Below are 22,039 nucleotides of genomic sequence, written 5' to 3' on the forward strand. Positions count from 1 at the left end.
GGCGGTCGGCGTCGGTCTCCCGGCGTGGCTCGTCGACGGGCGGGGCACTCACCGGCGCCTGGCGGGTCACGGGCGACTCCTCCCCGGCGTGGTCCACGCCGTTGACGTGGCGGCCGTTGACCCGGCCCGACGGTTCCTCGGCGGGCAGCCCCGGCAGCGGGGCCGGGAGGTCGCCGTGGCGGGGCGACGAGGCGCCCCAACCGGTGAGATCGGCGCGGGGCCAGGCGGCCGGCGGCTCCGCGCCCCGGGCCCAGCCGGACGCCGGGGGCGCCCACCCGCCGCCGGTGCGGGCCAGGTCGTCGTGCTGACCCGTCCCGTCGCCGTGCTCTCCCGGGGTGGCGGCTCCGGGTTGCCCTGAATCACTCACCGCGCGCTCCTTGGTCGCCCCCGCTGAGGCTACCGTGTGGCGACAGTGGCGATAAGTTACAGCGGCGGGCCAATTCCGCGACGGGTTCACGAGCCCCGACCGGTTCGGGTGATAAGTGCCGGCTCGTACGATGAAACTCGGAGGTTCCCATGACCGCTGTGGGGAACGGTGCACAGACCGCCGGCCGGCCCACCCGCCTGCCCCGCTCGGCGCGCCGCAAGCAACTGCTCGCCGCCGCCCAGGAGGTGTTCGTCGCGCAGGGCTACCACGCTGCCGCGATGGACGACATCGCCGAGCGGGCGGGAGTCTCCAAGCCCGTGCTCTACCAGCACTTCCCGGGCAAGATGGAGCTCTACCTCGCGCTGCTGGACACGCACTGCGACGCCATCGTGGCGAAGGTGCGCGACGCGATGCGCGGCACCAACGACAACAAGGAGCGGGTCAGCGCGTCGGTGCGCGCCTACTTCGACTTCGTCGATCACGAGAGCGAGGCGTTCCGCCTGGTCTTCGAGTCGGACCTGCGCAACGACCCGGCCGTCCGGCAGCGGGTGGAACGGGTCGAGCAGGGCTGCATCGCCGCGATAACCGACACCATCATCTCGGACACCGGCGTGAGCCGGGCGCACGCCGAGCTGCTCGCCTCCGGCCTGGTCGGCGCCGCCGAGACGGCCGCCCAGTTCTGGCTGGCCAGCGGCCGGCAGGTGCCCAAGGCGGAGGCCGAGGCGCTGGTCGCCGCCCTCTCCTGGCGGGGCATCGCCAGCTTCCCGCTGCAAGGCGAGTCAGCCTGAACATCGGTACGCCAGATCGGATAGCCTTCTCACGGCGGCTTTTTCGCCCCAGTTGAGGAGGCACCGTGGAGGTCAAGATCGGCGTGCAGTACGCGCCGCGTGAGCTGGTCCTGGAGAGCGGGCAGTCGCCGGCCGAGGTCGAGCAGATCGTGACCGACGCGATCGCCAAGGGGGAGGGCACGCTCTCCCTGACCGACGAGAAGGGCCGGCGGGTCATCGTGCCGGTCGGCAAGGTCGCCTACGTCGAGATCGCCGAGGCCGCACCCCGCGCGGTCGGGTTCACCGTCCGCTGATTTCCGGCCGGAGCCGCTGCGGCGGGCACCCCGCCACGGCGGCTCCGGGCGTCAGTTGTTCAACCCCGCAGCGGTCATCCGCGCGGTGTGCGCGTCGGTCAGCCGGCGGAACAGCGCCGACACGTCCACCCCCTCCCGGCGCGCGATCAACGCGGTGAGCGCGCCCCGGTCCGCGGCGGCGACCCGGCCGGCCTGGGACAACGCCTCCCCGACCAGCCGCCGCGCCCACATGGAGAGCCGGTTGGCCACCCGGGGGTCGGCCTCGATGGCCGCCCGGATCTCGGTGGCGGCGAACTCGGCGTACCGCGAGTCGTGCAGCACGTCGAGGATGAGCTGCCGGTCCGGCCCGTCGAGCCCGTCGGCGATCTCCCGCAGGAAGTCGTCGCTGACGGCGTCCCCGACGTAGGCCTTGGTCACCGCCTCCAGCCAGTCCTTCGGCTCGGTCGAGTCGTGGTACGCCTGCAACGCCTCGACGTACGGGGCCATCGCCTCGTCGGGCCGTACGCCCAGCGCCGTGATCCGGTCGGCGATCCACCGGTAGTGCGCGATCTCGGCGGCGGCCATCTCGCTGAGCGCGGCCCGCCGGGGCAGGTCGGGGGCGAGGCGGGCGTCGGCGGCCAGCCGGTCGAAGGCGAGCAGTTCGCCGTACGCCACGAGGCCGAGCAGGTCGACCAGGGCGGGATCGGGGGCGGGCACGAGCGCAGGCTACCGCCCGGCCGCCATCCCCGCTGACCCCGTCGATCTGTGGCCCAGGTCACGCCTGCTACCCCCGGAACAGCGGCCCAGCAGCGGAATCAGGACGGCCCAGGGGCTGTTCAGGTAGTATGGAACAGTTGCCGTGGGCACCGACCGATCAGCAGAGGACATCAACCGAGCTGATCACTGTCCGGCCCCCGGCGCGCGTGCGGCCCGGTCCGGCTCGGCGTACCGCCCCCGACCGTGTGGCCCGCGCCAAACCGACCGCGCCCTGAGGACATGAGGGGCGCACCACGAGAGGGCACCCCCAAATCCATATGAGCGAGCAGATTCAAGGCCAGGAACTGGCCCCCACCGCTCCGGTTCGTCCGGAAGCTCCCACTTTCGCCGAGCTCGGCGCCCGCCAGGAGACCGTCGAGGCCCTCGCGGCCGCCGGCATCACCCGCGCGTTCGCCATCCAGGAGTACGCGCTGCCGATCGCGCTGCGCGGCGTCGACCTGATCGGCCAGGCGCCGACCGGCACCGGCAAGACCCTCGGCTTCGGCATCCCGCTGCTGGAGCGGGTGTTCGCCCCGTCCGAGGGCAGCGACGGCCTGCCGCAGGCGCTGGTCGTCGTACCCACCCGCGAACTGGGCATCCAGGTCGCCAGGGACCTCGACGCCGCCGGCCGCACCCGGGGCGTCCGGGTGCTGCCGATCTACGGCGGCGTGGCCTACGAGCCCCAGATCGAGGCGCTGCGCAAGGGCGTCGAGATCCTGGTCGGCACCCCGGGCCGGCTGCTGGACCTGGCCAAGCAGAAGCACCTGCGGCTCGACCGGGTGCACGCGCTGGTGCTCGACGAGGCCGACCGGATGCTCGACCTGGGCTTTCTCGACGACGTCGAGAAGATCCTCGCGATGCTGCCGGAGGACCGGCAGACCATGCTCTTCTCGGCCACCATGCCGGACCCGATCGTCGCCCTGTCCCGGCGCTTCCTGCGCCGGCCGGTGACGATCCACGCCGGGCACACCGCCGAGACCGGTCCGTCGCCGCAGACCCAGCAGCTGGCCTACCGCACCCACTCGATGAACAAGGTCGAGATCGTCGCCCGCATCCTCCAGGCCGAGGGCCGAGGCCTGACCATGATCTTCACCCGCACCAAGCGGGCCGCCGACCGGGTCGCCGAGGACCTGGACTTCCGCGGCTTCGCGGTGGCCGCCGTGCACGGCGACCTGGGCCAGGGCGCCCGGGAGCGGGCGCTGCGGGCGTTCCGCGCCGGCAAGATCGACACGCTGGTCGCCACCGACGTGGCGGCCCGGGGCATCGACGTCACCGGCGTCACCCACGTGATCAACTACGACTGCCCCGAGGACCAGGACACCTACACCCACCGGATCGGCCGTACCGGCCGGGCCGGGGCGACCGGCGTCGCGGTGACCTTCGTCGACTGGGACGACATGCCGCGCTGGCGGATCATCGACAAGACCCTCGGGCTCGACATGCCCGAGCCGCCGGAGACGTACCACACCTCCGCGCACCTCTACACCGACCTGGACATCTCCCGCGAGATCACCGGCACCCTGCCGACCGCCGAGCGCACCCGCGCCGGGCTGTCGGCGGAGGTCGAGGAGGACCTGGGCGGTGGCCGGTCGCGCCGCGGCGAGCGCGGTGCACGGCGCGGCGAGGGCCGGGGCCGGGAACGCCGACGGGGTCGGGGCGGCGACGCCGCCGCGACGCCCGCCGAGGACGACAGCGGCGCCGAGTCGGCCGCCGAGGAGGGCACCCGCACGCCGCGCCGCCGCCGGCGCCGCCGGGCCGGTGAGACGGTCGCCGGCGAGCCCACCGCGGCGGTCACCGCCGAGGGCGGGGCCGAGCCGGCCGTGGCCGCAGCCGCCGAGGGCGAGACGCCGACCAAGCCGCGCCGCCGCCGGCGCCGCCGCAGTGGTGGTGCGGGCAGCGGTACGCCGGCCGAGGCGACCGCCGACTGACAGCGATGGGCGACGGCCCTCGGACCGGTACCGGTCCGAGGGCCGTTCCCGCTTCAGATCGACTCCACGTCCCGCACGTCGCGGGGTCCGGGCTCCCTGACACCGCAACATCCCGCACCCGGAGTGGACCAACAGACCGCTGCGTCAAGGCCGCAGAGCGCTCTGCAGCCACGGGCGCAGTGCGGCAGGGATGGCGACGCGGGACACCCGCGAGACGGGGCGCGGCGGTGGCCCGCCCGACGACGAGGAAGATGAGGCCATGCCGGAACCGCTGGACGCCGCCCTGACCGAGGTACGGGCGCTGCTGCTCGACCCCACCCTGACCCGGGCGGTCGCCGCCGGGCGGCGCCGCGGCGAGCGTCCCTCGGTGGTCCGCGCCGAGCTGCGCCCGGTCACCCTGAAGGCCGGCCTGCGGCTGCAGATCGCCACCTCGGACGGCGTCCGGCCGTACACCCGCAACGTGGCGCCGGGCGCGGAGGCCGGCGCGGCGGTCGACGCACTGCTCGCCGAGCCCTTCGGCAACTGGCATGTGGAGACGGCCGACACCACGCTCCAGCTCCGGGTGACCAAGTCGGGCGTGGCGCAGGTGCACCGGGCGGCGGCGAGCCGACCGGCGCCGGAGCCGGGCGGCCACGACCGGGCCAAGGACTACCTGCTCGACCCCGGCGACCCGATCTTCGCCGAGATCGGCGGCTCGGCGGCCAAGCGCCGCCAGGTGGACGCGTTCCTGCGCGCGCTGGCGGCCACCCTGCCCGACGACCTGACCGGGCCGTTGCGCGTGGTCGACCTCGGCTGCGGCAACGCCTACCTGACGTTCGCGGCGTACCGCTATCTGATCCGGCGCGGGCTGGACGTGACGCTGGTCGGGGTGGACGTCCGCGAGGACCAGCGCCGCCGCAACACCGAACTGGCCGAGCGGCTGGGCTGGGCCGACCGGGTGAGCTTCGTGGCCGGCACCATCGCCGAGGCGGTGGTCGAGCCGGCACCCGACCTGGTGCTGGCGCTGCACGCCTGCGACACCGCCACCGACGAGGCGCTGGCCCGCGCCGTCCGGTGGAATGCCCGATGGGTGCTCGCCGCCCCCTGCTGCCACCACGACGTGGCGGCCCAGCTCCGCGCCCGTCCGACCCCGGGGCCGTACGAGCTGCTCACCCGGCAGGGCATCCTGCGCGAGCGGTTCGCGGACGTGCTGACCGACGCGCTGCGGGCCGGCCTGCTCCGGCTGCACGGCTACCGGGCCGACGTGGTGGAGTTCGTCGACTCCCGGCACACCCCGCGCAACCTGCTGATCCGGGCCCGGCACACCGGGCACACGCCGACCGCCAACCAGCGGGCGGAGTATCGGGAGCTGGTCGACCAGTGGGCCGTGACGCCCCGGCTGGAGACCCTGCTGTCCGGATCGCCGACCTGACTGCGGCCGGTCGCGGTAGTTGATTCGGGACAACCGATCTGCCGTCCCGGCCGTCCCGCCACCCGACCGATCAGTCAGTTACTTCGACCCTCGTTCGTACTACCCTGTCGGAGGCCGCACCGTCCGGTGCTCGCGCCGGAGAGGGAAGACCCGGAGGGATGGGTTCCGCAGAGGTTTCGCCGCAGATGGCGTTCGCCCGGTTCGTGCGGCGCGCCATCGACGACGCCCGCGAGGAGCGCGGCTGGACGGTGACCGAGCTGGCCACGCACACGGGTGTGGGGCGGTCCACGGTGTTCCGCTGGCTGGCCGGTGACTGGCAGGACTACCCGGAGCTGGCCAAGGTGCGCGGCTTCTGTGCCGCACTCGACCTGCCGGTGGCGGCCGCCTTCCGCGCTCTCGGCCTGCCCGACGCCGGCCAGGTCCCCCGCCGCCGCGCCGAGGACGCCCCGGTCGAGGCGGACGTCCGGGTGATCCTGGCGCGGCTGGCCGATCCCAACGTCCCGGCCGAGGAGAAGCACCACATCCGGGACCTGCTCCGCTACCTGGCGCGCCGCCCGGTCCGCCGGGCCGGCTGACGCCTCAACCGACCGTCACGGTGAATGCGGCGGTACGCACCACGCCGCCGACCTGGAAGTCGAAGAACATCCGGTAGCGGCCCGGCCCGGGCGCGCTGAGCGAGAACGTGACCGGGTCGCCGTCCCGCCGGGTCTCCGGGTGCACGTGCACGTAGCCGAGGTCGCCCTCGCGCAGCGCGACCAGGTGGCCGTACGCGCCGAGGTAGGGCTCCAGCGCCGCGGCCGGACCGCCGGGGGTGAGCACCTGGAACCGCAGCGGGGTCGCCGCCCCCGCCGCCGGGGTGCCCTCGTATCCGACGGTGAACCCGTCGACCGTGGTCGAGGTGGCCGGGGCCGGCAGCGGCCGGGGCGCGTACCCGCCGGGCGCGGCCAGGTCGGTGCCGAGGGTCACGGCGGTCTGCCGGCCGTCGTCGGCGACCGCGGTGAAGTCGGCGTACGCCCGCCAGACCCCCGCCTCGGGCAGGGTCAGCGGCACCGACCAGGTGCCGTCCGCCGCCATCGTCGGGTGCAGGTGCTGATAGCCGATGAGGTCGCGGCGCACCACGATGAGGTGCATCGGCTTGTCGTGCACGACGGCGAACCGGGTGACCGGTCGCCGCCGCTCGTCCCGGATCTGGAACCGCAGCTCACCGGCCCGGCCGGGGGTGAACTCCATCGTCAGGGGGGTGAGCGTGTAGCCGGCCGAGCTGAGCGAGAGCCCGACCGCGTCCGCGCCGTCACCCTGGGTGACTGCGGCCCCGCCGTGCGAGTGCGCGCCGGTGCCCGGCGCGTGGCTGTGCGTCGCGGTCGCCGGGGCGGCGCCGGACGCGGTGGTCGGCGGCGGGTTCAGCCGTCCGAGGCCGAAGCCGAGCAGCACGGCGAGCACCAGCCCGCCCACCGTCAGGGCGAGCCGCAACGTGGCCCGGTCCACCATGCCGGGGCCCGCCCCGGGCGGCAGGTCGCGGTCGAGCACGGCCGGCGACGCGTCGGGACCGGCCGGGGTTGACGCGTCGGGACCGGCCGCGGCCGGTGCCTCGGGACGGGTGACGGACGGCGACTCAGGCAACGCCGCCGGCCAGTTCGTAGCCCGCCTCGTCCACGGCGGCCCGGACCGTCTCGACCGGCAGCGCATCGCTGCTGGTGACGGTGGCCGTACCCGCGGCGAGATCGACCCGGACCTCCTCGACGCCGGGCAGGGCGGACAGCTCCTCGGTCACCGCCCGCACGCAGTGCTCGCAGGTCATCCCGCTGACGGCGTACGTCTGGGTGACGGGTCGCTGCTCGGTCATGCGCCCACGGTACCGCCAACCGGGGTGCCGCCCGGGGCACCGTCGCTGACGGTGGCGACGCTCGCAATCCGGCCGGCCGGGGAACTTACCCCGGCCGGTGGACGACTACCTCAGATCGAGGGCGCGACCGGAAGCCGTCGACGGATCAGCCGGCGATCGCGAGGGCCAGCGGGAGCACTTCCGGGGCGCCGGCCCGGCGCAGCAGCCGAGCCACCATGGTCATGGTCCAGCCGGAGTCCACCAGGTCGTCGACGAGCAGCACCGGCCCGTCCAGCCCGCCCAGGGCGTCGGCCAGCTCGTCGGGCAGCGCGAAGGCGTCGTGCAGGGCGCGTACCCGCTGGGCGCTGTTGCCGCGCGGCCCGCCGGCCCCCGACGGGCCGGGCCGGACGACCCGGCCGAGCAGCGGCAGCCGGCCCACGGCGGCGATCCGCTCGGCGAGCGAGCCGACCAGCGCCGGACGGGTGCGGGAGCCGACCGCCACCACGCCGACCGGCCGGCGCGGCCACGGGTCGTCGCCGTGTGCCCACGCCTTCAGCACCTCGACCACGGCCGCCGCGACGTCGTCGGGGACCGCGCCGTCCGCCGCGTCCGGCCCGACCAGGCCGCGCAGCCGCCCACCCCAGCCCAGGTCGGAGAGGCGACCCACGGCCCGGCCGGGCAGCGCCTGCTCCGCCGGGGGGATGCGTCCCTTCAGGGGTACGCCCACCGCGTCGAGGCCGGTCGGCCAGAGCTTCTTCGGCGCGATCGCCACGCCGGGGCGGCCGAGGAAGGCCTGCGCAGCGGTGAGCGCGGTGTCGCTGACCTCGGCGCCGACCACCGGGCCCGCGCAGTTGTCGCAGCGGGCGCAGTCGCCCGCCCCGCCGTCGTCCAGGCATTCCCGCAGGTAGCGCATCCGGCAGCCGGTCGTGCTCGCGTACCGGAGCATGGCCTGCTGCTCGGCGGCGCGCGCCTGGGCGACGCGCCGCAACCGGGGCTCGTCATAGACCCAGGGCTCGCCGGTGGCGAGCCAGCCGCCGCGCACCCGGCGGACCGCGCCGTCCACGTCGAGCACCTTGAGCATCAGCTCCAGCCGGGTCCGGCGCAGGTCGACGATCGGTTCGAGAGCCTGGGTGGAGCTGGGCCGGTCCGGGTGCAACGCGGCGAGCACCGCCCGCACCTGCTGCTCGGGTGGGAAGGCGAGGGAGGCGAAGTACCGCCAGATCGCCGCGTCCTCGGCGCCGGGGAGGAGCAGCACCTCCGCATGCTCCACGGCCCGACCGGCGCGGCCCACCTGCTGGTAGTAGGCGATGGGCGAGGGCGGCGCGCCGAGGTGCACCACGAAGCCGAGGTCCGGCTTGTCGAAGCCCATGCCGAGCGCGCTGGTGGCCACCAACGCCTTGATCTTGTTGTCCAGCAGGTCCTGCTCGGCGGCGCGGCGGTCGGCGTCGTCGGCCTGGCCGGTGTACGCGGCCACCTGCCAGCCCCGGGCGCGAAGGAACTCCGCCGTCTCGCCGGCCGCCGCGACGGTGAGCGTGTAGATGATCCCGGAACCGGGGAGCCCGTCGAGGTGGTCGGCGAGCCAGGCCAGCCGGTGGGCCGGGCTCGGCAGGTCGACCACACCCAGCCGCAGCGATTCCCGGTCGAGGGTGCCGCGCAGCACCAGGACGTCCGGTCGCTGCGCGGCCGGAGCGGTCAGCTCGGTACCGAGCTGCTCGGCGACGTCCTCGGTGACCCGGGCGTTGGCGGTGGCGGTGGTGGCGAGCACCGGGGTCCGCTCGGGCAGGTTGCCGAGGAAGGTCCGCAGCCGGCGGTAGTCCGGCCGGAAGTCGTGCCCCCAGTCGGAGACGCAGTGCGCCTCGTCCACCACCAGCAGCCCGGTGGTGGCGGCCAGCTTCGGCAGCACCCCGTCCCGGAAGTCCGGGTTGTTGAGGCGTTCGGGGCTGATCAGCAGCACGTCCACCGTCCCGGCGTGGATCTCGGCGGTGATCTCGTCCCACTCGTCGAGGTTGGCCGAGTTGATGGTGCGGGCCCGGATGCCGGCCCGGGCCGCCGAATCGACCTGGTTGCGCATCAGCGCCAGCAGCGGCGAGACGATCACGGTCGGGCCGGCTGCCTCGCCTCCCACGCCGGCGGCGGGCCCGGCGGCGCCGGCTTGGCGGAGCAGCGCGGTGGCCACGAAGTAGACCGCCGACTTGCCCCAGCCGGTGCGCTGCACGCAGAGCACCCGCCGGCGGTCCACCACCAGCGCCTCGATGGCCCGCCACTGGTCCTCACGGAGCCGGGCGTGCTCCCCCGCCAGCCGCCGCAGCACCGCCTCGGCCCGCTCCCGTACGGCCACCCGATCCTGGCTCATCCGGCATTTCTACCAGGCGCCTGGGCGGCGTCCGGGATCACGAGGGCAAGTTGGCCGGCGGGGGTGGCAGGAAGAGCAGCACCTCACGGAGCGGATCGCTCACGGCGGGCGGCAGGAGGCACCGCGCGGCCAACTCCTCCATCGAGGCGTACGCGCCACGCACGCGCCGGTCCAGCACCAGGTGCTGCGCCTGCGCCGGGCTCAGCCCGGGCAGCCCGATGATCACCTGGTCCGCCACCGCGTTGATGTCGACGAGACCACCGTCGTCGTACGCCCCGGGCAGGTCGGGGCGGCCGATGCGCAGTTCCCCGCGCGCCGTCGGATAGTGGTAGAGCAGGTAGCGGGCATGCTCTCGGCGCAGCCGGCGGTCGTCCGCCGGCGGCCGGCGGCCCCAGTGGGCGCGGAACCAGCCGAGCAGCCGCCCGTTGAGCAACACGACGTGCACCGCGCCCGCCAGCCCGGTGATCAGCCAGATGGTGATCAGGAAGCCCTCGAAGTCGGTGACCTCGTCGGTCTCGCTGCCGCCGACGCCAGCCAGGAAGGCCACGGCCACCGCCAGGTAGTAGGCCGCCGCGAGCCCGTTGCGCCAGCTCCGTCGCCAGATCGCGTACAGGAGCACCACCAGCCAGGTGAGGAGGCCGAAGGAGGCCAGGGCGGTGAGCGCGGACACGACAGTGGTGCCGATGCTCAGCCAGCGTGGCACGCCGCGGCGCGCGACCGCGGGCATCGGCACCGGCGGCGGGCCGTCGGCGGGCCAGCCGGCGGTGTCGGGCGGTAGCCAGCCGACGGGCGGCGGAGGGACCGGTCCGGCAGCCGGGACCGACGGCGACGCCGATCCGGGCGGTGCGGCCGGGTGCCCAGGTGCGACCGGTGCGGCGGGCGCGGCCAGGTGCTCGGGTGCGCCAGGCGCGGCCGGGTGCTCGGATGCGGCAGGCGCGGCGGGCGCGGCGGGCGCGGCGGCGGCGAGCCTCTCGGCCGGTCGCGCCGACTGGACCGGCACGGCCGGGGCCGGGTCCGGTGCGGTGAGCGCGCGCTGCGGAGGCGGGAGCAGCAGTGTGCCGTCCGAGCGCAGCATCCGTCCGTGCAGCTCCTGTAACACCTCGCCGGGCTCGATGCCGTACTCCTCGCGGAGCAGGACGGCGAACTCCCGGTACGCGGCGAGCGCCTCCGCCTGCCGGCCGCTGCGGTACAGCGCCAGCATGAGCTGGTACCGCAGCCGTTCCCGGACCGGGAACTCGGCCACCAGCTCCACCAGTTCGCCGACCAGCTCGCGGTGCCGCCCGCTGTCCAGTTCCAGCTCGGCGCGGGTCTCCAGGGCGACGGCCCGCAGCTCCACGAGGCGGTGCCGTGCGGTGTCGAAGTACAGCCCCGGGAACCCGGTGAACGGGTCACCCTGCCACAGGTCCAGCGCGGCGGTCAGCTCCGCCAGCGCCTCGGCGGTACGCCCGGCCGCGTGCTGCTGCCGGGCCCGGTGCACGCCGCGCTCGAAACGGACCGCGTCGACCGACTCCGGCGGGACCCGCAGCAAGTAGCCGGCGTCGGTGAGGGTCAGCACCCGCCCCGGCGTACGCGGGGACCGGTCCGGTTCCAGCACCCGGCGCAGCCCGGCGACGTACTTCTGCACGACGTTGGGGCCGTTCGCGGGCGGGTCCTCCGGCCAGACCGCCTCGACGACCTGTCCGGTGGAGACCGGGCGGCCGGCGGAGAGTAGCAGCACGGCGAGTACCGCCCGCTGCTTGCCGGCGCCGAGATCGAGTGGGCGGTCCGCGTACCAGGCCCGCTGCGGCCCGAGGATCTCGAAGCGCAAGACCTGTGACATGCGAGTTTCCCGCTCCTACACCCCGCCCCGTACGCCGACGGCGGCCCGCGGCAGTCGGACCGCAGCATATCGGCAGCGGGACGGCCGTGGTGACCTGCCAAGATCTCCCCGCAACAGCCCCCTGGGAAAGTGAGTCAACGAAATGACGCAGCGTATCGGCACCGCCGCGACGATCCGGCGGGTCGCGGGCATCGCGACGGCCGTGCTGGCCGCCACCGCCCTGTCCGCTGGGTGCGGCACGATCAAGGACGGCGCCTCCACCGGCGCCGGATCCACCCCTGCGGCGTCCCCGTCCGTCGACCCGAAGCAGGCGCTCCTCGCAACAGTCCCGGACGAGGCCACGAGCGCGTTCCGGTTCACCGGCAAGGACGCCTCCACCAGTCTGAGCGGGCGGATCGATCCGGCGTCGAAGGCGCTGGAGATGAACATGGCGATGCCACCCGAGGACGGGATCACCGTGAAGATGTCGTTCCTGGTCATCGAGGACAAGGTCTGGATGAAGGCGAAGTTCAGCGGTAAGCCGGGCCTGCCGAAGCTCCCGGAGAAGTGGATGGCGCTGGACAAGGCCAAGCTGACCGACGCCAGCGGCGTGCCGAGCTACGACGGCGCGGACCAGGGCAACGCGGGCCCGCTGCTCGACGCGGCGACCTCCGTCGAGCAGCAGGGCCCCGGGAAGTACGCCGGGTTCATCGACGTGACCGGCGGCGAGGCGGCCAAGGCGCTGGACGACGGCGAGGCGGCGGCGCTCGGCGAGGCGGGCAAGCACGTGCCGTTCACCGCACAGGTGGGGCCGGACGGGCACCTCACCTCGCTGGTGTTGGAGATGCCCGCGGCCGGTAAGCAGAAGGCGTACCAGTACGTCGTCGCCTACACCGACTTCGGCAGCACGGAGAAGATCACCGCGCCGACCGGGAGCGCGGTGACGAAGGCACCTTCGCTGGCGTACGAGCTGTTGAACGGCTGACCCACGACGGGCGGGGGCGGCGGCCACACGGGGGGCCGCCGCCCCCGCGTCGTTGTCGGGTCAGCGGCCGAGGACCGAGCCGCCGTTGACCCCGAGGACCTGGCCGGTGACGTAGCCGGCGGCGGGGCTGACCAGGTAGCGCACGGCCGCCGCGATGTCGTCCGGCACGCCGGCCCGCCCGACCAGGGTGGCGCCGACCCGCTTGGCGTGCCCCTCCGGGGTCATCCGGTCGCCGAAGAACTCGGTCTCCGCGACGTACCCGGGGCTGACCACGTTGACCGTGATCTGCTCCGGACCGAGCTGCGCGGCCAGGTCGTACGCCCAGCCGTGCAGCGCCGCCTTCGCCGCCGAGTAGGGCCCGGCCCCGCCCCGCTGGGCGGCGATCGAGCTGATCAGCAGCACCCGTCCGCCGGGGCGGCGCAGGGCGGGCCGCAGCGCCTCGGTGAGCAGGACGGCGGTGAGCACGTTGGCGTCCAGGTTGGCCCGCCACCAGGCCGCCACGTCGGCGACCGTGTCGGTCGGGCCGCCCAGGTAGCCGCCGGCGTTGTTCACCACGGCGTCGACGGTCCGCTCCCCCACCGCCGAGACCACCCCGGCGAGCTGCGCCGGGTCGGTGAGGTCCGCGGTGACCGCGCTGACCGCCTCCGGCCGCCCGCACTCCGCCCGGATCCGCTCGGCGGTGGCCAGCAGCACGTCCGCCCGCCGCCCCACGATCAGCACGTCGTACCCGTCGGCGACAAGTCCCCCGGCCACCGCCGCCCCGATCCCGGTCCCACCCCCACTGACCACCGCGAGCTTGCTCTCCCCCACGACGCCTCCCCTTTGGCGGTTGATCAAGAAGTTTGCGTCATCCTACGGCGGAATCCTGACGCAACCCTCTTGATCAACTCGAGGGCCCGGGAGGTGGGGGTCAGTGGCGGCGGAGGGCGGCCAGCACCGGGGTTAGGCGGGATCGGAGGCTGGCCAGGCCGCCGGGGAAGAAGTAGACGGCCAGGATGAAGACGGTGCCGAGGACGAAGAGCGGCTGGGACAGCGGGTGGCTGAGGAACGCCGGGAGGCTGTTCACCGCGTCGCTGGTGCCGAAGGCGGTCAGCCGGTGGTCCAGGTACATGTAGAGGATGCCGCCCAGCACCGGACCCCACCGGGTGCCCGGACCGCCGAGCACCACCATGACCAGCAGCGACAGGGTCAGCTCGGACGACGTGACGTGCGGGCTCGCACCGCCCACGATCAGGCAGTAGACCACCCCGCCCGCCGTCGCCAGCCCGCCGGCCAGGGTGAACGCGACCAGCTTGAAGCGGTACGGGTCGAGCCCCAGCACCCCGATCCGGCGCTCGTCGTCGCGCAGCCCGGCCAGCACCCGGCCGGTGGGCGAGCCGCTCACCCGGTGCACCACGAAGACCACGAGGGCCAGGTACGCCAGCGCCAGCCAGTAGAGGTTCACCGTGTTGGCGACCCCGACCAGCGCGGACGGCAGCCCGGACACGTCCAGCGGCAGCCCCTCCTCGCCGCCGGTGAGGCCGCCGAAGTCGCGGGCCACCAGGATCGCCCCGACCTGGGCGAAGGCCAGCGTCACCATGGCGAACGCGATCCCCACGGTGCGCAGCGCGACCGCCCCGAGCAGCGCGGCGAGGATCGCCCCGCCGACGACGGTGAACAGCGCGGCCTGCCACAGCGGCAGCCCGAACCGGGTGATCAGGATGTCGGTGCCGTACACGCCGGCGGCGAAGTAGAGGGCGTGCCCGAAGGAGAGCATCCCGGTCCGCCCGAAGAGCAGGTCGTAGCCCGCCGCGAGGCCGCCGAACACCAGACAGATGGCGAGCAGTTGCAGGGTGCCCGGCGAGTTCAGCGGCCCCTCGAAGATGCCCGGCAGGTTCAGCGTCGAGTACGGCAGGATCGCCGCCACCACCAGGGCGGCCAGCGGCGCGTACGGGCGCAGCCCGAGCCAGCGGGAGTGCCCGGGGGTCAGCTCGTCGGGCACCGCTGCGGGCGGCGCCGCGACCTCGGGACTCTTCACCTCGGTCATGCGTGAGCCACCTTTCCGGCCAGGCCCTGCGGACGCAGCAGCAGCACCACGGCGAGCAGCCCGACGACGCAGAGGTCGCCCAGCCCGGACGTGCCGTAGTAGTTGACGAACTGTTGCAGCAGCCCGACCGCGACCGCCGCGTACGCGGACCCGACCACCGAGCCCATCCCACCGATGACCACCACGATGAACGCGAAGATCAGCAGCGAGCCGCCCTGCCCGGGCGAGACGGTGCCGAAGTAGACCCCGCCGAGCGCGCCGGCCAGCGCGGCGGCCGCCCCGCCGATCGCGAAGACCAGGGTGAACGCCTTACGTACGTCGATGCCGAGCGCGGTCACCATCTCCCGGTTCTCCACGCCGGCCCGGATGATCAGGCCGTACCTGGTGAACCGGAGGAAGGCGAGCAGACCGCCGAGCACCAGCACCGCGGCGATGATCAGCAGCAGCCCGGCGTTCGGCACGTTCGCGCCGAGGATCGAAGTCACCTCACGGGTCCACGCGGGGCGCGGGAACGGCCGCGGGTCGGCGCCCCAGGTGGCCTGGAGCAGTGCCACCCCGGCCAGCGACAGGCCGACCGTGACCAGCACCTGCTCGATGGTGCGGGAGTAGAGCGGTCGGATCAGCACCAGCTCGACCAGCACCGCCACCATCGCCCCGGCGAGCACGCCGAAGGCGACCGCCACCACGAACCCGAAGCCGCCCGGCCCGGCGCCGGGCAGGTTGCCCGCCGCCCACCAGGTCGCGTACGCGCCGCCGCCGAGGAACAGGCCGTGCGCGAAGTTGAGCACGTCGGCCAGGCCGAAGACCAGGGAGAGGCCGGAGGCCACCAGGAAGTAGAGCGCCGCCAGGCCGAGCCCGGTCAGCGCCAACAGGATCACCGTGCTCACGCGATGCCATCCTTCGTTCGCGACTGCGCGGCCCGCGGACCCGGCTCGCTCCTCGCGCTCCCCGTGACCTCCGAGCCGACGCCCAGCAGCGACTTGGTCAGCGCGGTCTCCAGCAGCAGTTCCTGCGCATCGCCGGTCCAGGCCACCTTGCCGGTGGAGAGCACCACCGCGTCCCTGGCCAGCCGCCGGACCACCGCCAGGTTCTGCTCCACCAGCAGCACCGGCACGGATTCCGCCACCCGTTCCAGCACCTCAGCCACCTCGGTCACCACCTTCGGCGCCAACCCCTTGGTCGGCTCGTCGATCAGCAGCAGCCGGTTGTCGTTGAGCAGCACCCGACCGATGGCGAGCATCTGCTGCTGCCCGCCGGAGAGCGAGCCGGCCCGTTGCCGGCCGCGCCGGTCCAGCTCGGGAAAGAGGGCGAAGACCTTGTCGTACGCCGGGGTGGTGCCCCGCCGTTCGGCGAGCCGCAGGTTCTCCGCGACGGTGAGGCCGGCGAAGACGCAGCGGTCCTCCGGCACGTAGCCGAGGCCGTCGCGGACCAGCCGGTGGGTGGGGCGGGCGAGCAGGCTGCGCGCGCCCATCCGGATCGTGCCGCGCACCTCGCCGTTGCGGGGCGTCAGCCCGACGATCGCGCGCAACGTGGTCGTCTTGCCGACCCCGTTGCGGCCGAGCAGCACGGTCACCCCGGTCGGCGCGACCTCGAACGACACCCCTTGGAGGATGTGCAGCCCGGCGATCCGCACCGACAGGTTCTGGACGCTGAGGACAGGCTCACTCATAGCGATTCCCCCAGGTACGCCTCCTGCACGGTGGCGTTGGCCATCACCGTGTCCGGGGTGTCGCAGGCCAGCAGCGCCCCGTGGTGCATCACGGCGATCCGGTCGGCCAGTTCCAGGATCACGTCCATGTGGTGCTCCACCATGAGCACCGACCGCCCGCTGTCGCCGGTCAACGACTTGATGACGGCGACCAGTTCGGGCACGTCCTCGGCGCTGACCCCGGCCATCGGCTCGTCGAGCAGCATCACCCGGGGCTCCCCGGCGAGCAGCAGGGCGATCTCCAGCTTGCGCTTCTCGCCGTGGGCCAGGGCGCCGGCGAGCGCCGTACCCCGGTGGGCGAGGCCGACCCGGTCGAGCGCCGCGTCGGCGGCGGCGGCCACCTCCCGGTCGGCCGCCGCCCGCCGCCACAGCTTCATCGAGCCACCCCGGTGCGCCTGTACGGCGAGCCGGACGTTCTCCCGCACCGTCAGCGAGCCGAACACCGAGGACGCCTGGAAGGTGCGCCCCAGCCCGAGGCGCGCCCGCCGGTGCGGCGGGAGGGCGGTGACGTCCTCTCCGTCCAGCAGGATCCGCCCCTCGGTGGGCCGGCGCAGGCCGGTGATCAGGTTGAACAGGGAGGTCTTGCCGGCGCCGTTCGGCCCGATCACGCCGAGGAACTCGCCGGGCGCGAGGTCGAGGTAGACGCTGTCGACGATCGCGACCTCACCGATCCGCCAGGTCAGACCGCGGGTGGCGAGCACGGATCAGCCCTTCATCTGGGTGACCGGCGGCGCCGTCTCGTCACCGGTGAGGGTCTTCTGCGCGGTCGCCGTGTACGCGGTGCCGCTGCCCGACAGCTTGGCCTGGTACATCGGCTGGAGCAGCGCGTGGTCCTCGGGCCGGATGGTCATCTGGCCCTTGACACTGTCGAACTGCCAGCCCTCCAGCGCCTTGATCATCTTGTCGACGTCGTCGCCACCCTCCTGCGCGGCGCGGACCACCATCTGGGCGGCGGCGAAGCCGTCCGGGTGGAACAGGTCGAGGGTGCCGCCCGGGATCTTGGCCTTGGCCGCCTTGGCCGCCTCGGTGTCGCTGGCCCCGTCGAAGTAGTGCGACAGGAAGGAGATCTTGCTGCCAGCCGCGCCGAAGGTCGGCCAGGAGGCGCGGATGTCCAGGCCGGTGACGACCGTGGTGGCGGCGAGTACGCCCTGCTGGTCGAGCGTCTGCCACATGGCGGGAGCGGTCGTGCCGGCCCACGCGACGAAGAGCAGGTCCGGCTTGGCGGCCTTGATCTGGCTGGCGAACGGGGTGAACTCGGTGGCGCTCGCCGGGGCCCGGACGCTGCTCACGGTCGCGCCGGCACCGCCGATCACCGCCTTGACGGCGGCCTCGTTCGCGTCACCGAAGGCACCGTCCTGGGCGAACACGACCACCTTCTTGCCGGTGGCGTCGCCGATGAAGGACTTGGCGGTCACCACGTCCTGGTAGGACTGCCGGCCCGACCGGAACGTGTACTTGTTCGCCCCGGTCACCGCGTCGGTGGCGGCCGGACCGGAGATGAAGAGCACCTTGTTCTGCGCGGCGATCGGGGCGACCTGGAGTGCCACGCCGGAGGAGGTGGAGCCGGCAATGATCTTCGCGCCCTTGCCGATCAGGTCCTTGGCCGCGGAGACCGCCTTCGCGGGGTCACCCGCGTCGTCGACCTCGGTGAGTTCGATCTTCCGGTCGCCGACCTTGCCGGTGCCCTTGGTGGCGAAGTCGAGGCCGGCCTTGAAACCCTCGATGTACTGCTTCCCGTAGCTGGCGAGCGGCCCGGACTGGGAATACACCAGCCCGACCTTGACCGGGGCGGTTTCGCCGCCGCCGGAGGCGGTGTCCTGCGGGCTGCCACACGCCGTGACGGCCACCGCGGCCGCCATCATCGTGGCGGCGGAAAGGAACACCCGTCGCGTGTGCCGGATCGTCATTGCGACTCCAGGTGAGGACAGGGGGGAACGTCAGTTGTCGGCTCACGCTAGAAGTGACGTCACCCACGAGCTATGTGGTCGAAACACACAAGTGATCGGGGTGGGATGGCCCCGCGTAACAACCCCCGACATCCTCGCGTAACCTCGTCGACTCCGGATGGCCGCCGCCGCCATCGAGGCGCCGGCCGGTGTGTCGCACCCCGCCATCGCGGAGCCGGGTCTGGCCGAGGCTTACGGCGTCCACATGAACACCGCCTCGCGGGCCCTCTCGCTGCTGCACGATCGGGAACTGATCATCGGCCACCCCGGTCGTGGCACCTATGTCGCCGAGCGCCCCGGGCAGTAGGGTCCGCACTCCCTACAGACTTGATGTCGTAAACGATTCAGGCACGCTGGGCCGCGCCTGAATCGTTCGCGCCATCAGCTAAAGGAACCGATGAGCGCAACCTCCGCCCGGTTCGCCGATCCATTCACGTCATCAAGTTCGTAGCGTCGAACGGGAGCACTCTCGCCCGGCCGCCCGGCGCCCGGCCAGGCCGCCCACGACTGCGCCGCGCCCAGAGGAAACAGCCGGAGAAACAGCACGTGGGGTGCCCGGAAACCGCCGGGCACCCCACATCGCGGGAGCGCCGCGCCGGGGCCCCGAGGCCCCCGGCGCGGACACCGTCTACCGGCCGGCGCGGGCCGCCACGGCGGTGTCCGGCTGGTCGGCGAAGGCGCCGTCCAGGCCGAGGCCGAAGAACAGCTCGTACTCGGACGTGATGTCACCGCGGGCATTCGGGTCGGTGCCGATCCGGTAGTCGACCGGGAGGAACTGGTTCTCCGCGCGGAACGTCCAGGCGTGCACCAGCAGCTTCACCTGGTGCGCGTCCCGGATCACCGTGGTCGGGGCGAGCAGCTTGCCGGCCGCGTCCCGGGGCACGATCAGGTTCTTGTGCAGGCCGACGCCGTCGGCATACCGGGCCACCCAGGCCAGGCCGGAAGCCGAGGCCAGGTCGGCGTAGCTGCGCGGGTCGCCGGCGGCGGTGAAGTCGTACGGGCGGCCGGCCGCGTCCATCAACTGCACCAGCCGTACGTCGATCATGCGGTCCAGCTTGCGCAGGTTGGCCGTCTCGAAGCTCTGGATGAAGACCGGGTCGTTGCGGTGGGTCAGCTTGTTGGCTTCGAGCACCGCGACCAGCGGCTCCTCCAGCGGGAGCCCGATCGAGGTGAAGTAGCTGGGGTGCTTGGTCTCCGGGTAGACGCCGATGGTCCGGCCCCGCGCCTTCGACTCGGCCCGGGCCAGGTCGATGACCTCCTGGAAGGTCGGCACCTCGAACTTCCCGTCGAACGCGGTGTTGGCCACCCGCACCTGGGGCAGCCGCTCCTTGGCCCGCAGCGTCTTCAACTCGGCCATGGTGAAGTCCTCGGTGAACCAACCGGTGACCTGCGCCCCGTCGATGGTCTTCGTCGCCTTGCGGGCGGCGAACTCGGGGTGGGCGGCCACGTCGGTCGTACCGGAGATCTCGTTCTCGTGCCGGGCGACCAGCACGCCGTCCTTCGTCGAGACGAGATCAGGCTCGATGTAGTCGGCGCCCATCCGGACGGCCAGCCGGTAGGCCTCCAGGGTGTGCTCGGGCCGGTAGCCGCTCGCGCCGCGGTGGGCGATCACGATGGGGCGGTGGGCCCCTCGGGGCTGGTCGGCGGCGGCCTCGGGCCGGGCCTGGGCGGCCACGGCCGGCACCGCCACGGCCGCCGCGAGCAGCGTGCCGGCCACGCCGAGGGCGGAAAGGGTACGTCGCAACACCGTCTCCTGTCGTCGATGGGTACGCACAGCAGACCGGTCGCGGTTGGCCGGCAGTTGGTCGTTTCCTGACCTGCCGGTGAATGTCCGGACGGAAGATGACCTGGTGCGCCGTCTGCTCCGTAACCCCGTGCGGCTGGTGCCGTTCGGGTTCCTGGCGGCCATCCTGCTCGGCACCGGCCTGCTGATGCTGCCCTGGGCCACCAGCCACCACCGGTACACCCCGTTCCTCACGGCGCTGTTCACCGCCACCTCGGCGGTGTCGGTCACCGGCATGGCCGTCAACGACACCCCGAACTACTGGAACGGCTTCGGCCTAGCGATGATCACCGTGCTGACGCAGCTTGGCGGCCTGGGCATCCTGACCGTCGCGGCGCTGGTGATCCTGGTGGTCTCCCGCCAACTCGGCCTGCGCAACCGGCTGCTGGTGCAGGCCGAGACCGCCGAGTTCGGCGTCGGCGACGTCCGGCGGCTGCTGACCCGGATCGCGGCGACGGTCCTCGTCACCGAGGCGGTGATGACGGCGGTGATCACCGGCCGGCTCTGGCTGACCTACGGCTACCCCCCGTGGCGGGCCCTCTGGTACGCCACCTTCCACTCCATCCAGGCGTTCAACAACGCCGGCTTCAGCCTCTACTCCGACGGGCTGGTCGCCTTCTCCCGCGACCCCTGGGTGGCGCTGCCGCTGGGGCTGGGCGCGATCATCGGCGGGCTGGGCTTCCCGGCGATCTTCGAAGCGGTCCGGGAGCGACGGCGGCCGAAGGGCTGGGCGATCGCCACCAAGCTGACGATCTGGGGCACCCTGACGCTGATCGCGCTCGGCTTCGGCGCCCTGCTGTTCGCCGAGTGGCGCAATCCCGCCACCATCGGCACCTTCGATGCGCGGGGAAAGATCCTGTCCGCGTTCACCCAGATCGCGCTGAGCCGCACCGGCGGCTTCGACGTGATCCACATCGATCGGCTGAGCGAGGAGAGCTACCCGCTGCTGATCGTCCTGATGTTCATCGGCGGCGGCAGCGCCAGCACAGCCGGTGGGATCAAGGTGTCCACCTTCTTCCTGCTCGCCTTCGTCATCTGGGCCGAGCTGCGCGGCGAACCGGACGTGACGGTGGGAGGCCGACGGGTCGCCACCGCCAGCCAGCGGCAGGCGTTGACCGTGGCGCTGATCAGCGTGGCGCTGGTCGTCGCCGGCACGGTCGTGGTGATCGCGACGACCAAGCACGTCCGCTACTACACCGCGCTCTTCGACGTCACGTCCGCGTTCAGCACCACCGGCCTGACCACCGGGCTCGCCGCGCAGCTGAAGGAACCCGGGCAGTACCTGCTGACCGCGCTCATGTACATCGGTCGGATCGGCCCGCTCACCCTCGGGTCGGCGATCGCGTTGAACACCCGACGACGCCAGTACCGCTACCCGGAGGAGCAACCCATTGTCGGCTAGGAAGACGGACGACAGCGGCATCGCGGTGATCGGCCTCGGCCGGTTCGGCTCGCGGCTGGCCGGCTCGCTGGCCCACCTCGATCACGACGTGCTGGCCATCGACCGCGGCCCGGAGCGGGTCCAGCGCTGGTCGGCGCGGCTGGACCGGGTGGTGCAGGCGGACTCCACCGAGGAGAACGTGCTGCGCCAGATCGGCGTGGCGGACTTCCGGCGGGTGGTGGTCGCCATCGGCGCCTCGGTGGAGGCGAGCGTGCTGACCGTGCTGGCCCTGACCGAGCTGGGCATCCCGCAGATCTGGGCCCGGGCCACCTCGGAGAAGCACGCGAAGATCCTCAGCTCGGTGGGGGCGCATCACGTGATCTTTCCGGAGGCGGAGACCGGCGAGCGGGTCGCGCACCTGATCGTCAGCAAAATGCTCGACTTCGTCGAGTTCGGCGATGACTTCGCGATCGCCAAGGTACGCGTACCGCGGACGATGGTCGGGCGGCCGTTGCGGGAGCTGACCCCGGCGGACCGGTACGGGGTGATGGTGGTCGGCGCGAAACTGCCCGGCGAGCCGTTCCGCTACGCCGGCCCGGACACGGTGCTGCAACCGGACAGCGTGCTCGTCGTGGAGGGCAGCATCAGCCAGGTGCAGCGCTTCGCCGCGCTCGGCTGAGCATCACTTCTGCTTGGCCTTGACCTTGCCCCGGTC

21 protein-coding genes are annotated in these 22,039 nt (G+C 73.2%); 9 read left to right on the top strand and 12 right to left on the bottom strand.

All coding sequences use genetic code 11. The annotated features are described in order from the left end of the window. Positions 1 to 516 precede the first annotated feature (516 nt). Both ACGF4F_RS15680 and ACGF4F_RS15685 read left to right on the top strand, forming a co-directional pair. Positions 517 to 1,155: a TetR/AcrR family transcriptional regulator gene (locus ACGF4F_RS15680; RefSeq protein ID WP_073834371.1), complete on the top strand. Its 639-nt coding sequence runs from the start codon at positions 517 to 519 to the stop codon at positions 1,153 to 1,155. Between the two features lie 65 nt (positions 1,156 to 1,220). Then, positions 1,221 to 1,448: a DUF3107 domain-containing protein gene (locus ACGF4F_RS15685; protein ID WP_073834372.1), complete on the top strand. Its 228-nt coding sequence runs from the start codon at positions 1,221 to 1,223 to the stop codon at positions 1,446 to 1,448. Between the two features lie 51 nt (positions 1,449 to 1,499). Here the strand turns inward: ACGF4F_RS15685 and ACGF4F_RS15690 are convergent, their stop codons facing one another. Next, positions 1,500 to 2,144 carry a ferritin-like fold-containing protein gene (locus ACGF4F_RS15690; protein ID WP_357438317.1) on the bottom strand — a complete coding sequence of 215 codons (645 nt, stop codon included), beginning with the start codon at positions 2,142 to 2,144 and terminating at the stop codon, positions 1,500 to 1,502. Between the two features lie 317 nt (positions 2,145 to 2,461). Between ACGF4F_RS15690 and ACGF4F_RS15695 the strand changes: the two genes are divergently transcribed. The 3 genes from ACGF4F_RS15695 to ACGF4F_RS15705 all read left to right on the top strand — a co-directional run bounded on the left by ACGF4F_RS15695 (position 2,462) and on the right by ACGF4F_RS15705 (position 6,097). Beyond that, complete coding sequence (locus ACGF4F_RS15695) at positions 2,462 to 4,111, top strand: DEAD/DEAH box helicase (protein WP_357438319.1); 1,650 nt, start codon at positions 2,462 to 2,464, stop codon at positions 4,109 to 4,111. 259 nt (positions 4,112 to 4,370) lie between these two features. After that, the gene (locus ACGF4F_RS15700) at positions 4,371 to 5,522 is read left to right on the top strand and encodes an SAM-dependent methyltransferase (protein WP_357438321.1); all 1,152 of its coding nucleotides are present in this window, start codon (positions 4,371 to 4,373) and stop codon (positions 5,520 to 5,522) included. 158 nt (positions 5,523 to 5,680) lie between these two features. Further along, the gene (locus ACGF4F_RS15705; RefSeq protein WP_357438324.1) at positions 5,681 to 6,097 is read left to right on the top strand and encodes a helix-turn-helix transcriptional regulator; all 417 of its coding nucleotides are present in this window, start codon (positions 5,681 to 5,683) and stop codon (positions 6,095 to 6,097) included. 4 nt (positions 6,098 to 6,101) lie between these two features. On the opposite strand, the gene ACGF4F_RS15710 is transcribed toward ACGF4F_RS15705, so the two are convergent. The 4 genes from ACGF4F_RS15710 to ACGF4F_RS15725 form a co-directional block, all read right to left on the bottom strand. Then, on the bottom strand, positions 6,102 to 7,142 hold the full coding sequence (locus ACGF4F_RS15710) for a hypothetical protein (protein ID WP_393077858.1): 1,041 nt from the start codon (positions 7,140 to 7,142) through the stop codon (positions 6,102 to 6,104). Beyond that, the gene (locus ACGF4F_RS15715) at positions 7,135 to 7,365 is read right to left on the bottom strand and encodes a heavy-metal-associated domain-containing protein (protein WP_073834377.1); all 231 of its coding nucleotides are present in this window, start codon (positions 7,363 to 7,365) and stop codon (positions 7,135 to 7,137) included. The genes ACGF4F_RS15710 and ACGF4F_RS15715 overlap by 8 nt, the downstream gene beginning before the upstream one ends. Before the next feature lie 145 nt (positions 7,366 to 7,510). Then, a complete protein-coding gene (locus ACGF4F_RS15720) occupies positions 7,511 to 9,697 on the bottom strand; it encodes a DEAD/DEAH box helicase (protein ID WP_357438328.1) in 2,187 nt (728 codons plus the stop codon). Positions 9,698 to 9,734: 37 nt separating this feature from the next. After that, a complete protein-coding gene (locus tag ACGF4F_RS15725; protein ID WP_393077862.1) occupies positions 9,735 to 11,516 on the bottom strand; it encodes a BTAD domain-containing putative transcriptional regulator in 1,782 nt (593 codons plus the stop codon). Positions 11,517 to 11,658: 142 nt separating this feature from the next. Between ACGF4F_RS15725 and ACGF4F_RS15730 the strand changes: the two genes are divergently transcribed. Then, on the top strand, positions 11,659 to 12,480 hold the full coding sequence (locus ACGF4F_RS15730; protein WP_357438333.1) for a hypothetical protein: 822 nt from the start codon (positions 11,659 to 11,661) through the stop codon (positions 12,478 to 12,480). 60 nt (positions 12,481 to 12,540) lie between these two features. Here ACGF4F_RS15730 and ACGF4F_RS15735 read toward each other — a convergent pair whose 3' ends face one another. The 6 genes from ACGF4F_RS15735 to ACGF4F_RS15760 form a co-directional block, all read right to left on the bottom strand. Next, positions 12,541 to 13,290 carry an SDR family NAD(P)-dependent oxidoreductase gene (locus ACGF4F_RS15735; RefSeq protein ID WP_393077865.1) on the bottom strand — a complete coding sequence of 250 codons (750 nt, stop codon included), beginning with the start codon at positions 13,288 to 13,290 and terminating at the stop codon, positions 12,541 to 12,543. Between the two features lie 100 nt (positions 13,291 to 13,390). Beyond that, a complete protein-coding gene (locus ACGF4F_RS15740; RefSeq protein ID WP_357438337.1) occupies positions 13,391 to 14,506 on the bottom strand; it encodes a branched-chain amino acid ABC transporter permease in 1,116 nt (371 codons plus the stop codon). After that, entirely contained in the window at positions 14,503 to 15,393 is an 891-nt protein-coding gene (locus ACGF4F_RS15745; protein ID WP_357438339.1) for a branched-chain amino acid ABC transporter permease, read from the bottom strand. Before ACGF4F_RS15745 ends, ACGF4F_RS15740 begins: the two co-directional genes overlap by 4 nt. Beyond that, on the bottom strand, positions 15,390 to 16,175 hold the full coding sequence (locus tag ACGF4F_RS15750; RefSeq protein WP_357438342.1) for an ABC transporter ATP-binding protein: 786 nt from the start codon (positions 16,173 to 16,175) through the stop codon (positions 15,390 to 15,392). The genes ACGF4F_RS15745 and ACGF4F_RS15750 overlap by 4 nt, the downstream gene beginning before the upstream one ends. Beyond that, a complete protein-coding gene (locus ACGF4F_RS15755) occupies positions 16,172 to 16,915 on the bottom strand; it encodes an ABC transporter ATP-binding protein (RefSeq protein WP_357438345.1) in 744 nt (247 codons plus the stop codon). Before ACGF4F_RS15755 ends, ACGF4F_RS15750 begins: the two co-directional genes overlap by 4 nt. A 3-nt stretch (positions 16,916 to 16,918) precedes the next feature. After that, a complete protein-coding gene (locus tag ACGF4F_RS15760) occupies positions 16,919 to 18,121 on the bottom strand; it encodes a substrate-binding domain-containing protein (RefSeq protein ID WP_357438347.1) in 1,203 nt (400 codons plus the stop codon). 157 nt (positions 18,122 to 18,278) lie between these two features. Between ACGF4F_RS15760 and ACGF4F_RS15765 the strand changes: the two genes are divergently transcribed. Beyond that, the gene (locus ACGF4F_RS15765) at positions 18,279 to 18,467 is read left to right on the top strand and encodes a GntR family transcriptional regulator (RefSeq protein WP_357438349.1); all 189 of its coding nucleotides are present in this window, start codon (positions 18,279 to 18,281) and stop codon (positions 18,465 to 18,467) included. A gap of 321 nt (positions 18,468 to 18,788) precedes the next feature. On the opposite strand, the gene ACGF4F_RS15770 is transcribed toward ACGF4F_RS15765, so the two are convergent. After that, complete coding sequence (locus tag ACGF4F_RS15770; protein WP_357438352.1) at positions 18,789 to 19,904, bottom strand: glycerophosphodiester phosphodiesterase; 1,116 nt, start codon at positions 19,902 to 19,904, stop codon at positions 18,789 to 18,791. A gap of 106 nt (positions 19,905 to 20,010) precedes the next feature. On the opposite strand from ACGF4F_RS15770, the gene ACGF4F_RS15775 reads away from it, so the two are divergent. Both ACGF4F_RS15775 and ACGF4F_RS15780 read left to right on the top strand, forming a co-directional pair. After that, positions 20,011 to 21,345, top strand: coding sequence for a potassium transporter TrkG (locus ACGF4F_RS15775; protein ID WP_357438354.1), 1,335 nt, complete (start codon positions 20,011 to 20,013; stop codon positions 21,343 to 21,345). After that, on the top strand, positions 21,335 to 22,003 hold the full coding sequence (locus tag ACGF4F_RS15780) for a TrkA family potassium uptake protein (protein ID WP_357438357.1): 669 nt from the start codon (positions 21,335 to 21,337) through the stop codon (positions 22,001 to 22,003). Before ACGF4F_RS15775 ends, ACGF4F_RS15780 begins: the two co-directional genes overlap by 11 nt. The last annotated feature ends 36 nt before the right edge of the window (positions 22,004 to 22,039 follow it).

This window comes from Micromonospora sp. NPDC047740 (genome assembly GCF_043204735.1).
Classification (GTDB): Bacteria; Actinomycetota; Actinomycetes; order Mycobacteriales; family Micromonosporaceae; genus Micromonospora.